Origin of the sequence: Amycolatopsis dongchuanensis, from assembly GCF_039542405.1 — a bacterium.
GTDB classification, from domain to species: Bacteria; Actinomycetota; Actinomycetes; order Mycobacteriales; family Pseudonocardiaceae; genus Amycolatopsis_E; species Amycolatopsis_E sacchari.
This window is the reverse complement of record NZ_BAABIB010000070.1, coordinates 1-10498: the sequence shown is the minus strand read 5'-3', so window position 1 is coordinate 10498 and position 10498 is coordinate 1. Positions and strand designations below refer to the sequence as shown.

Annotated in this window: 14 protein-coding genes and 1 pseudogene; 11 read left to right on the top strand and 4 right to left on the bottom strand. The window is 71.7% G+C overall.

Going from position 1 to position 10498, the window contains the following annotated elements; genetic code table 11:
• Window positions 1–63 precede the first annotated feature (63 nt).
• Window positions 64–279, top strand: a pseudogene (locus ABFX51_RS15845) (transglycosylase SLT domain-containing protein); the annotation flags it as partial.
• On the opposite strand, the gene ABFX51_RS15840 reads toward ABFX51_RS15845, so the two are convergent.
• Window positions 276–695, bottom strand: coding sequence for a hypothetical protein (locus tag ABFX51_RS15840; protein ID WP_346054116.1), 420 nt, complete (start codon window positions 693–695; stop codon window positions 276–278). The pseudogene ABFX51_RS15845 and the gene ABFX51_RS15840 sit on opposite strands and share 4 nt — an antisense overlap.
• 121 nt (window positions 696–816) lie before the next feature.
• Here ABFX51_RS15840 and ABFX51_RS15835 point away from each other — a divergent pair, with 121 nt between their 5' ends.
• Complete coding sequence (locus ABFX51_RS15835) at window positions 817–2007, top strand: pyridoxal phosphate-dependent aminotransferase (RefSeq protein WP_091507869.1); 1191 nt, start codon at window positions 817–819, stop codon at window positions 2005–2007.
• 91 nt (window positions 2008–2098) lie between these two features.
• A complete protein-coding gene (locus tag ABFX51_RS15830) occupies window positions 2099–2281 on the top strand; it encodes a hypothetical protein (RefSeq protein ID WP_091507867.1) in 183 nt (60 codons plus the stop codon).
• Here the strand turns inward: ABFX51_RS15830 and ABFX51_RS15825 are convergent.
• The gene (locus ABFX51_RS15825; protein WP_091507865.1) at window positions 2247–2843 is read right to left on the bottom strand and encodes an HAD family hydrolase; all 597 of its coding nucleotides are present in this window, start codon (window positions 2841–2843) and stop codon (window positions 2247–2249) included. The two genes, ABFX51_RS15830 and ABFX51_RS15825, sit on opposite strands and share 35 nt — an antisense overlap.
• Window positions 2840–3796 carry a threonine aldolase family protein gene (locus tag ABFX51_RS15820; RefSeq protein ID WP_245783091.1) on the bottom strand — a complete coding sequence of 319 codons (957 nt, stop codon included), beginning with the start codon at window positions 3794–3796 and terminating at the stop codon, window positions 2840–2842. The genes ABFX51_RS15825 and ABFX51_RS15820 overlap by 4 nt, the downstream gene beginning before the upstream one ends.
• Window positions 3797–3972: 176 nt before the next feature.
• On the opposite strand from ABFX51_RS15820, the gene ABFX51_RS15815 reads away from it, so the two are divergent.
• The 7 genes from ABFX51_RS15815 (at window position 3973) to ABFX51_RS15785 (ending at window position 9304) form a co-directional block, all read left to right on the top strand.
• The gene (locus ABFX51_RS15815; protein ID WP_091507861.1) at window positions 3973–4482 is read left to right on the top strand and encodes a SigE family RNA polymerase sigma factor; all 510 of its coding nucleotides are present in this window, start codon (window positions 3973–3975) and stop codon (window positions 4480–4482) included.
• Window positions 4475–5140 carry a hypothetical protein gene (locus ABFX51_RS15810; RefSeq protein WP_091507859.1) on the top strand — a complete coding sequence of 222 codons (666 nt, stop codon included), beginning with the start codon at window positions 4475–4477 and terminating at the stop codon, window positions 5138–5140. The genes ABFX51_RS15815 and ABFX51_RS15810 overlap by 8 nt, the downstream gene beginning before the upstream one ends.
• 53 nt (window positions 5141–5193) lie before the next feature.
• Complete coding sequence (locus ABFX51_RS15805; protein ID WP_091507857.1) at window positions 5194–5769, top strand: TetR/AcrR family transcriptional regulator; 576 nt, start codon at window positions 5194–5196, stop codon at window positions 5767–5769.
• Window positions 5770–5825: 56 nt separating this feature from the next.
• On the top strand, window positions 5826–6359 hold the full coding sequence (locus tag ABFX51_RS15800) for an RNA polymerase sigma factor (RefSeq protein ID WP_091507855.1): 534 nt from the start codon (window positions 5826–5828) through the stop codon (window positions 6357–6359).
• On the top strand, window positions 6356–7042 hold the full coding sequence (locus ABFX51_RS15795; RefSeq protein ID WP_091507852.1) for a hypothetical protein: 687 nt from the start codon (window positions 6356–6358) through the stop codon (window positions 7040–7042). The genes ABFX51_RS15800 and ABFX51_RS15795 overlap by 4 nt, the downstream gene beginning before the upstream one ends.
• A gap of 17 nt (window positions 7043–7059) precedes the next feature.
• Entirely contained in the window at window positions 7060–8490 is a 1431-nt protein-coding gene (gene purB / locus ABFX51_RS15790; RefSeq protein ID WP_091507851.1) for an adenylosuccinate lyase, read from the top strand.
• A gap of 67 nt (window positions 8491–8557) precedes the next feature.
• Entirely contained in the window at window positions 8558–9304 is a 747-nt protein-coding gene (locus ABFX51_RS15785) for a DUF2334 domain-containing protein (protein WP_091507848.1), read from the top strand.
• On the opposite strand, the gene ABFX51_RS15780 is transcribed toward ABFX51_RS15785, so the two are convergent.
• Entirely contained in the window at window positions 9226–9861 is a 636-nt protein-coding gene (locus ABFX51_RS15780) for an MBL fold metallo-hydrolase (protein WP_091507847.1), read from the bottom strand. The two genes, ABFX51_RS15785 and ABFX51_RS15780, sit on opposite strands and share 79 nt — an antisense overlap.
• A 109-nt stretch (window positions 9862–9970) precedes the next feature.
• On the opposite strand from ABFX51_RS15780, the gene ABFX51_RS15775 reads away from it, so the two are divergent.
• Window positions 9971–10435: a hypothetical protein gene (locus ABFX51_RS15775; protein WP_177228717.1), complete on the top strand. Its 465-nt coding sequence runs from the start codon at window positions 9971–9973 to the stop codon at window positions 10433–10435.
• The last annotated feature ends 63 nt before the right edge of the window (window positions 10436–10498 follow it).

Below are 10498 nucleotides of genomic sequence, written 5' to 3'. Positions count from 1 at the left end.
TGCGTGACGACCGAGCTGGGCACGTGGACGGCGCGGGAGGACGACCACGTCTTCCTCACCGGGAACTCAAATGCCGCCGCCGGGCACCCGTCCAAGGGGCTCATGCAGTGCATCGACTCGACGTTCAACGCGCACAAGCTGCCGGGGCACGACGACATCTACAACCCGGTGGACAACATCATCGCGGGTGTCCGGTACACGATCAGCCGCTACGGCAGCATCGCCAACACGCCGGGCCTGCAGGCCATGGCCCACGGCGGCGGTTACGTGGGGTACTAGGCCGTGCGGTCCGGCGCCGGGCCGGGGGAAGGACGCAGTTCCGCGCGTCCCTCGGCACGGCGGTGGGCGTTGACCGCCTCCAGCCAGTCGCGCGTGTCGGCGATCAGCTCTTCGATGTGGTCGGCCACGGCGAAGGGATCCTCGTCGGGCGGCCATTCCCGGCGTGCGGCGTTCGACAGCGGCCCGAGGATGACGGCGACGATCTGCTCGAGCTGGGGCTCACCGAACGCGCCGAGCGGGATGTACCCGTACCGGCCCTCGACGAACGGCCGCAGCTCTGCCTTCAGCTCCTCGTCGGTGACACCCTCGTAGATCTGCTCGAGCACCCAGCTGCCGACCCCCGACGAGACGTTCCAGTACACCGTGTACCGCGATCCGTCCGGGTGGTCGGTTCCGATGACGAAGTCCCACGACACGGGGTGCCTCCTCCGCTCGCCCCAGGGAGTCCCCGGCACCGTAGCCCTCACACCGGGGCCGGGACCAGCGCTTTTCACCACATGCGTCGTGCGTCGTTCGCGTACGTCCTAATCTCAGGGTATGGCTCAGACCCCCACCTTCCCCGGTCCGTCGCGGCGTGCGGACGTCGCGCCTTTCCACGTCATGGAGGTGTTGTCCGCCGCGGAAGCCCGGCGGCGGACGCACGGGGACGTGATCTCGCTCGCCGCCGGGCAGCCCACCGCCGGGGCGCCCCGGCCGGTGCTGGAGGCAGCCGAGCGAGCCTTGCGCGAGCGGAACCTGGGCTACACCGTGCAGCTCGGCATCCCCGAACTGCGGGAGGCCATCGCCGGACACTACGACCGCCGCTACGGGCTGGACGTCAGCCCGGAGGACGTCATCGTCACGACCGGTTCCTCCGGCGGCTTCCAGCTGTCGTTCCTCGCCGCCTTCGACGCCGGGGACCGCGTCGCCATGGCGCGGCCCGGCTACCCGGCTTACCGGAACCTGTTGTCAGCGCTGGGATGTGAGGTCGTCGAGTTCCAGACCGACGAGAACACCCGCTTCCAGCCGACCGTCGAGCAGCTCGACGAGCTCGGTCCGATCGCGGGGCTCGTCGTCGCCAGCCCGACCAACCCGGCGGGCACGGTGCTGCCGCCCGGCGAGCTGGCCGCCATCGCGGGCTGGTGCTCCGCCCGCGGCGTGCAGCTGATCAGCGACGAGATCTACCACGGCATCTCCTACGAGGCCGAGCTCGGCTGCGCCTGGCAGAGCTCACCCGAGGCCATCGTCCTCGGCTCGTTCTCCAAGTACTTCGCGATGACCGGCTGGCGGCTGGGCTGGATGCTGGTGCCGCGGCGGCTGCACCGCGCCGTCGACGTGCTCACCGGCAACCTCAACATCTGCGCGCCCGCGCTCGCGCAGCACGCCGCCGTCGCCGCGTTCGAGCCCGAGTCCTACGCCGAGCTGGACGGGCACGTCGCCCACTACCGCGCCAACCGGGACCTGCTGCTCGACGGCCTGCGCGGCATCGGGCTGGACCGCGTCGCGCCCGTGGACGGCGCTTTCTACGCGTACGTGGACGTCTCGAAGCACACCACCGAAAGCCTCGGCTGGTGCCAGCGGCTGCTGGCCGACACCGGGCTCGCCATCACGCCGGGCATCGACTTCGACCCCGTGCACGGCGGCGAATACGTGCGGTTTTCCTTCGCGGGCGCGAGCGAGGACGTCTCCGAGGGCGTGCGGCGGCTCGGGGCCTGGCTCGAGTCAGGGGGAACCCCGGTCTTCCCCTGAACGTTCGCCAGACAGCGGGCTTCACGACCCAGAAGGTGGGAGTCTGGCTCGTAGCGGGCCGCACGGCTCGCGCGGTAACCGGAGGGATGCCATGTTCTGGAAGATCGTCGGGGCACTCATCGTCGCCTGGCTGGCGTTCATGGTGATCGGGTCGGTGGTCGGTTTCCTGGTCAAGGCCCTGGTCTGGGTCGCGATCATCGGTGGCGCGGTGTTCCTCGGCAGCGCCGCCTACGGGGCGATCAAGGGGCGGAAGGAACCGAAGCGCCTGCCCTGACCGCGGTTTCGGTGCCCTGCCACAGGTGCGCCCGCAACCCGACCGCCTTCGCGCCGTCCACATTGGACTGCCGGTCGTCGAAGAACACGCACTCGCCCGCCTGCGCGTCCAGGCGGGCGAGCAGCAGTTCGAAGATCTCCTCGTCCGGCTTGGCGACGCCGACGTCACCGGAGAACACGCGCACCCGGAAGTGCCGCGCCCAGTCCTGCCGTTCGGCGAACCGGGCGAACGACGACGGCGCGTTGGACAGCAAGGCCAGTGACGCACCGGATTCCGCCAGTGACGTGACGAGTTCCAGCGACGCGGGGTCGAGGCGGGACCAGCCCTCGATGTCGATGCGCGTCAGAGTGTCCGAAGTGGACTCGTCCACGGGCACGCCGAGCGCTTCGCCGACGGCGCCCCAGTATTCGAGGTCGCTCGCGCCGCGGTCGTAGGCGTCGCGGTGCGCCCAGTAGTGGGGCTCGAACTCGGCGAGGTCCGCGCCCAGCGTGGCGGCCAGCTCCGGCAGCGCGTCCGTCCGGCCGCAGATGACCTCGCCGTAGTCGAAGACGTACCAGGTCACGGATGTCCCCCAGCCTTGATCCGGCGCAACGCCTCCTCGACGTCCGCCATCGACAGGTCGCGGTGCGTCACGAACCGTACTTTCCCGCCGAGCGTCGACGCCAGGATGCCTTGTGCACCGAGGGACGCGAGGGTCACTTCGAGGTCCGCGACCCTCGCCAGCACGATGTTCGTCTCGGGGGTGTTGACCTCCCAGCCGAGGTCGGCCAGCCCGGCGGCGAGCTTGCGGGCCTTCTCGTGGTCCTCGGCCAGGTCACCGACGCGGTCGAGGGCCACCAGCGCGGCCGCGGCGAGCACCCCGCCCTGCCGCACGCCGCCGCCGAGCATCTGCCGCATCCGCTTGGCGCGCTCGACGAAGTTCGCACTGCCCGCCACGACCGAACCGACAGGCGCGCCGAGGCCCTTGCTGAAGCAGGCCGACACCGTGTCGACGCCGACCGTGAGCGCCGCGGGCGGCAACCCGAGCGCCGCGGCCGCGTGCCACAGGCGCGCGCCGTCGAGGTGGACGCGCAGGCCCGCCTGCCGCGCGGTGGACAGCAGCTGGGCGTGTTCGTGCGGGGGGATGACCGCGCCGCCCGAGGCGTTGTGGGTGTTTTCCAGGCACAACAGCGTGGTGCGCAGCGTGAAGTACGGGCCGCTGCGGGGGCCGATCGCGGCGGCGAGCGTTTCCGGGGTCGGCCTGCCGGGGCCCGCGTCGTGTTCCAGCGGGTCGGGCATGCCGCCGGCGAGCCACGCGGCCGAGCCGAGCTCGTTGACCAGCACGTGGGCGCCCTTCGGCGCGAGGAAGCGGTCACCACGCTGGAGGTGGACACTCAAGGCGATGAGGTTCGCCATCGTCCCGCTGGGCGTCCAGAGCGCGGCCGGCATGCCGAGCACGGCGGCCGCGCGCTCTTCCAGCGCCTTGATGGTCGGATCCCCGTCGAGGACGTTGTCCCCGACCTCAGCGGACGCCATCGCTCTCCGCATCGCCTCATCCGGCTGGGTGACGGTGTCCGAGCGGAAATCGAGCGAAGCGGTGTCGTGTGAGGTCACGGTTAGATCACATCACATGCCCCAGTTGATCTACAAGGCGCCGTGCAACCGTAAGGGGCAGTGCTTCCGTCCAACACAGTGAGACGTCCGGGAGGCCGGTGGACGAGCACGAGGAGCAGGAGTTCGCGGAGTACTTCGCCGCTCGGCGGGACTCCGTGCGCCGGACCGCGTACCTGCTGTGCGGGGACTGGCACCGCGCGGACGATCTCGCCCAGACGGCGTTCGTCGCGCTGCACCGCAGGTGGAGCCGCATCCGTGACCGCGGTGCGCTCGACGCCTACGTGCGCAGGACCCTGGTGCGGGCCTCGATCGACGAGTCCCGGCGGCCCTGGCGAAGGGAGCAGCAGGTCGACCGGCTGCCGGAGCCGGAGCCGGCGGCCGAGCGGCTCGACGAGCAGGTGGCGCTGCGGGCGGACCTGCTGGCCGCGCTGCGGCAGGTGCCACCGAAGCAGCGGGCGGTGCTGGTCCTGCGGTACTTCGAGGGGCTGGACGTCGCCGGGGTCGCGAAGGCGCTGGGCTGCAGCGAAGGGAACGTGAAGAGCCAGACGGCGCGGGGGCTGACACACCTGCGCGCGGCACTCGGCGAGGAGGTGGAGACGCGTGGATGAGAAGGAGCTGCGGGCCCTGTTCCGGGCCGCGCCGGGCGAGCCGCCGCCACCCGGCTTCACGCTCGGCGACGTGACCGCGGCCTCCGCCAGGGCGACCGCGCGGCGCCGGTCCGCGGTGCTGCTGACCGTCGCGTGCCTGGTCGTCGTGCTCGGCGCTGCCGGGATCGCCGGAGTGTCCTACTTTCGGTCTACGACTTCCGGACCGGCGCAACCGGTGGCGGCCCCGGAGCGTCCTCCACAGACCTTTCCCGTTCCCTCGTCCTTGCAGGGAAGTGGCGGGAACGGGAAGGACGGCCCTCGGGCCGAAGGCACCTCCGGGTGCGAAAAGGTCGACCGGGAGCTCGCCACTGCCCTCGCTGGCGAGCTCCCGGCGACCGGGGTGACCGGGCCTTCGCCTGGCCCCCTCTGTCCGACGGCCACCCGATCGGTGGGGTTCCACGTCACGGATGGTGATCGAAGCGGGTTCGTGTCGGTGACGCTGTCCCCCGCCGGGATGGCCATGCGGCTTCCCTCGCTCAGGGACGGCTCGATCCCGGTCGAGCAACGCACGGCGAGTGGCGGGACTCTGGTCGTGTTGAGCACGCCGGATCCGGGCAGTGCGCCGCCGCTGGAAACGCGGCTGCCGGGCATCGCGCTGGCGTTGTCAAGCAGTTTTTAGGTCCGACCGCCACCCCTCACGGAGACGCCGCGCGTCGCGGTTATCTTCTGGGGATGACCGCCGCCAGCACGCCGAAGGGCGAGCGCAGGCGGGCCGCTCTCGTGGTGGCCGCCGCCGAACTGCTCGCCGAGGGTGGCTTCGACGCGATCCGGCACCGCGCGGTCGCCGAGCGGGCGGGGCTGCCGCTGGCCTCGACGACGTACTACTTCGACTCGCTGGAAGACCTCATCACCGCGGCCGTCGAGCACCGCGGCCGGGCGGAGCTGGCGCGGGGCTGGGAGCAGCTCGCGCACCTCAGCGCCGAGCCGCGCAGCGTGGACGCGCTGGTCGAGCTCGTGCTGGACCAGCTGCTGGGTGAGGACAGGGCGTTCGAGGCGGTGCTGCTGCGGTACGAGGGGCTGATCACCACCGGCCGCCGCCCCTACCTCCGCCCACTGACGCGGGCGATGCAGGGTGAGCTGTACGAGCTGCTCACCGAGATCTTCGCGCGCTCCGGCATGCCGATCGACCTGCCGCGCCTCAAGCAGCTCGTCGCGCTGGTCGACGGAGCCGTGGTGAACGCCCTGATCGAGGCCGATCCGGATCCGCGAGCCGCGGCGGGCGCCATGCTGCGGGATGCCCTGAGCTGACGCGTGCAACCCCGGCACCCCCGGCGTCGTGAGTAATCGGGTGAAAGGGGGAGCCGATGGACGACTCGGCCGAAGCGGGCTTCCGGGACTTCGCCACGACCTCCGCCGCCGGCCTGCGGCGGTTCGCCTACCTGCTGTGCGGTGACTGGCACCTCGCCGAGGACCTCACGCAGACGACGCTGCTGAAGATCTACCGCTCCTGGCGGAAGCTGCGGCACGACGAGGCGATCGCCCACTACGTGCGCCGCACACTGCTGCGGACGTGGCTGGACGAGAAGCGCAAACCGTGGCGGCGCCGGGAATCCGGGCACGACGTGGTGCCCGAGGTGGCGGACGGGACCCTCGACCCGGCGGCGCGGGCGGAGCGGCTGTGGGCCAGGACGGTTGTGCAGCGCGGGCTGCTCGAGGTGCCGCCGAAACAACGCGCCGTGCTGGTGCTGCGGTACTTCGACGAGCTTTCGGTCGCCGAGACGGCCGCGGTCCTCGGCTGCTCCGAGGGGAATGTGAAGAGCCAGACGGCCCGTGGGCTGGCCGCGCTCGCGCGGATCGTCGACCGGCTGGAACCGGGGAAGGGGCTGAAGATCGCATGAACGAGCAGGAACTGGGCCACGCGCTGCGGGTCGCCGTGCGGGACGAGCCGCCGCTGGCGATCGACCCCGACCGGCTGATCGCCCACGCCAAGCGCACCGCGAAGCGGCGGCGGGCTACCTGGGCAACCGGCGCCGCGGTGGTGGCGGTCGCGACGACGGCGGTGATCGTCGCACCAGGCCACGACGAGGAGCCCGCGCTGCCGGTCGCCGACTCGCCGAAGGCCACCGTCACCGTCACGCAACCCGCACCCGCCTCGCGAGTGCCCAACCGCCGTGAGCAGGAGCTCGTGGACTACGAGCGGACGCACGCGCCGCAGGTGCTCACCGGTGTGCGGGTCGAGTCGGTGACGGGCATGGGTGGCGTCGAAGGGGATCCGGTGCTCGGCATCAGGGTCAAGGTCGAGGGGCACGAGAACCCGCTGGAGCTGGTCATCAGCGCGCCGACGCACAGCGAGGGCGTGGACAGCGCCTGCGCGCGGTGGCAGTGCTACAACCGCCAGACCCTGGCGGACGGCAGTGTCACCGTGTTCGCGAAGTGGGAGATGGGGCTGTCCGCGGCGCACTTCCGGACCGACGGCAGCCTCGTCGAGGTCAACCGCTGGAACGACGACGCCACGGAGTGGGCGGGGGTGCCCGAGTCGGCGTTCCTGCAGCTGGCCACCGATCCGAACCTCTCCTTTTAACCCATTAGGCTGGACGCGTGACGGACAAGCCCCGCATTCCCAACGTGCTCGCCTCCCGCTACGCCTCCGCCGAGCTGGTCGCCCTGTGGTCGCCGGAACGCAAGGTGGTGCTGGAGCGCGAGCTGTGGCTCGCGGTGCTGAAGGCGCAGCGGGAGCTGGGTGTCGAGGTGCCGGACGGCGTGGTCGAGGACTACGAACGGGTCCTCGGCCAGGTGGACCTCGCCTCGATCGCCGAGCGGGAGCGCGTCACGCGGCACGACGTGAAGGCCCGCATCGAGGAGTTCAACGCGCTCGCCGGGCACGAGCACGTGCACAAGGGCATGACGTCGCGCGACCTCACCGAGAACGTCGAGCAGCTGCAGGTCCGCCGGTCGCTGGAGCTGATCCGCGGCCGGGTCGCGGCGGTGCTGGCGCGGCTCGCCGCGCTGGCCGTCGAGCACTCCGACCTGGTGATGGCGGGCCGTTCGCACAACGTGGCCGCGCAGGCGACGACGCTGGGCAAGCGGTTCGCCACCGCCGCCGACGAGCTGCTCGTCGCGTTCGAGCGGCTCGACGACCTGATCGGCCGGTACCCGTTGCGGGGCATCAAGGGGCCGGTCGGCACGGCGCAGGACATGCTGGACCTGCTCGGCAGCCAGGCCACGCTGGACCTGCTGGAGCGGCGCATCGCCGAGCACCTCGGCTTCTCCCGCACGTTCACCAGCGTCGGCCAGGTGTACCCGCGGTCGCTGGACTTCGACGTGCTCTCCACGCTCGTGCAGCTGGCCGCCGCGCCGTCGAGCCTGGCGAAGACGATCCGCCTGATGGCGGGCCACGAGCTGGTGACCGAGGGCTTCAAGCCCGGCCAGGTCGGTTCGTCGGCGATGCCGCACAAGATGAACACGCGCTCGTGCGAGCGGGTCAACGGGCTGGCCGTGGTGCTGCGCGGCTACCTGTCGATGACCGGCGAGCTGGCGGGCGACCAGTGGAACGAGGGTGACGTCTCGGATTCGGTGGTGCGCCGGGTCGCGCTGCCGGACGCGTTCTTCGCGCTCGACGGCCTGCTGGAGACGTTCCTGACCGTGCTCACCGAGTTCGGCGCGTTCCCCGCCGTCGTCGCGCGGGAGCTCGACCGCTACCTGCCGTTCCTCGCCACCACCAAGGTGCTGATGGCGTCGGTGCGCGCCGGGGTGGGCCGGGAGACGGCACACGAGGCGATCAAGGAGAACGCGGTCGCGGTGGCGCTCGCGATGCGCGAGGAGGGGCTGACGCACAACGACCTCCTCGACCGGCTCGCCGCCGACGAGCGGTTGCCGCTGAGCCGCGAGGACCTGGACCGGCTGCTCGCGGACAAGCTGTCGTTCACCGGCGTGGCGGCCGAGCAGGTGGCGAGCGTGGCGAAGCAGGTGGAGAGCGTGCTGGCGCGGTTCCCCGAGGCCACGAACTACGTGCCGGCGCCCATCCTGTAGCGCGGTCGGTGGCGGACCGTCACCTCACGGTAAGCACACCGCCACCTCGATCTGTCCCAATGGGGACATGGACGCCCGTCTGCTGGTCTCGCTCTCCGGCATCGGCCCCCGGACACTGCACCGCTGCGCGGACCTCGCCGCCGAGCTCGACCGGCGGAAGGTCCCGCTGTCCCTGCTGTTCACCCCGCAGCTGGCCGGCACGGAGGCGGTGACGGAGTGGGTGCGCACCCGCGTCCGCACCGGCGACAGCCTGCTGCTGCACGGGTTCGACCACCGCGTGGCGCCCGCGCACCGCGCGCATTTCGGGCGCAAGGCCGAGTTCGCCGCGCTGCCCGCCCACGAGGCGAGGCTGCGGCTGATCGCGGCGCAGAGCGCGTTCGAGCGGGCCGGGCTCGTCGCCGACGGGTTCGCGCCGCCGCGGTGGCTCGCGTCCCGCGGCACGCTGGACGCCGTGCGGGCGCAGGGTTTCCGGCTCTGCGCCGACGCGAACGCGGTGCACGTCCTGGACGCCAGGAGGGTGCTGCGCGCCCGCGTGCACGATTTCGCGAACCAGCCGCACCGCACCGAGACACTGCGGTGCTTCGCGCTCGTGCTCGCGTCCGCCCGCGCGGCACGGCGTGGCGGCCTGGTCCGGCTGGGCGTGGACGCGGCCGACCTCACGCGGCCCGGCCTCCGGCAGGCACTGCTCGACGCGGTCGACGTGGCGCTGGAGAACCGGGCCTTCGGCAGCACCTATCAGAGCTTGACGGCCTCGCCGCGCGGCGCGACGCGCACCTCGGACCCCTCGGGCGCGAGGTTGGTGAACAAGCCGTAGTGCATGGCCGGGTTCGCGAGCACCGCCTCGTGGATCGGCACCGCCACGCGCGGGGAGACGGCGCGGAGGAAGTCGACCGCCTCACCCGCCTTGAGCCAGGGCGCGCCGGTGGGCAGGCCGAGCACGTCGACCTTCTGCTCGGGCACGTGGAACGAGTCGCCGGGGTGGTAGAAGGCGCCGTGGTCGAACAGGAAGCCGACGTTCGGGATGACCGGGATGTCCTGGTGGATCACGGCGTGCTGCCCGCCGACGGCGTTGACCGCGGTGCCCGCGATGTCGAAGGCGTCACCGGGGTTGGCGACGCGGAACTCCAGGCCCAGCTTCGTGACGGTGTCCGCGGTGCCGGGGTCGACGATCAGCTGCGCACCGGGGTTCGCTTCGAGCAGGCCGGGCAGCTTCTCCGAGTCGATGTGGTCGAAGTGCTGGTGCGTGATGAACACGGCGTCCAGCTCGCGCTCGTTCTCGAACCCCTGTGAGAACGAACCCGGGTCGAGCAGGATCCGCGCGCCGTCGGTCTCCAGCAGCACACAGGCGTGTCCATAGTGGACGATTCGCATGAATTCGCTCCTCTGCGTGAGTCGCGGTTCAGGGTAGGCCCGCCGGGAGGGCCGCGCCACGATCGGTTCGGCGGTATCGCACCGCGCGGGGTTTCGCGAGAGTCGTCGTATGACGCTTTCCCGTGCCTACTGGCGGTGGTCGGCGGGGATGCAGCTGGCCCGGCTGCCCTCGGCGATGGCGCCGCTGGCCTTCACCCTGCTCGCCACGGCGCTCACCGGCCGCCTGCTCGACCGCATCGGCCCGGCCCGCGGGCTCACCCTCCTGCTCGCGTCCGCGGGGGTCACGCTGACCGCGCTGGTGGTCGTGAGCCGCAGCGGGTCACCCGCCCTGCTCACGCTCGTGGTGCTGCCCGGCCTCGTCGCGGGCGGGCTGAGCGGCGGGTTCCGCACGCTGCTGGGCAGGGCAGGCGGTGCTGCTGCTCGGCGGATTCGTCGTCGGCGGCACGGTCGTCGTGCTGGACCTCGGCTGGGCCGGGTTGCTCGGCGGGGTCGCGGTGGTCGGCGCGTGCACCGGGCGCTCGGGGTGGTGAGTGCGGCCTCGGCTTGTGCCATGCTGGGGTTTACTCACCAGTAGGAGGGTGCTGCCTAATGTTTATGTCAAGCAGCGGTAGCCGTGGTGTGTCGGTAGTCGGCCTGG